This window comes from Ochrobactrum sp. SFR4 (assembly GCF_019730395.1).
GTDB lineage: Bacteria > Pseudomonadota > Alphaproteobacteria > Rhizobiales > Rhizobiaceae > Pseudochrobactrum.
Genome location: NZ_JAAPBB010000665.1, coordinates 1 through 283, shown reverse-complemented (window position 1 = coordinate 283; position 283 = coordinate 1). Strand labels below are relative to the sequence as shown.

The 283-nt window shown below is 53.7% G+C and carries 1 protein-coding gene; it reads left to right on the top strand.

From position 1 onward, the window contains the following. Window positions 1-283, top strand: a 283-nt coding sequence (locus HBA93_RS20720; protein WP_221724527.1) for a hypothetical protein, incomplete at both ends; no start/stop codon positions are given.

Below are 283 nucleotides of genomic sequence, written 5' to 3'. Positions count from 1 at the left end.
CGACTTTGCAATTCAGGTGCCGGATCTCAGCCAGCTTTTCAAATCGGCGCTTTCCAATGCCGAGCAACAGATTTGCTCCTATGCTCAAGAGCAATGGAACAAGGTGACCGAACCGCTTCAATCAGCGCTTCAGCTTCCATCCTTCAATATGTTGCAGCTTCCGGGCGGCATGGGTGGCGGTAACGTGCCAACGCTTGATTACAATTACAGCGGCGGCTCGCTGAATTTGCAGCAACCATCTGTCGGCAATTCGGGGCGTCGTGAGAATGACGGCTCTCTGCTC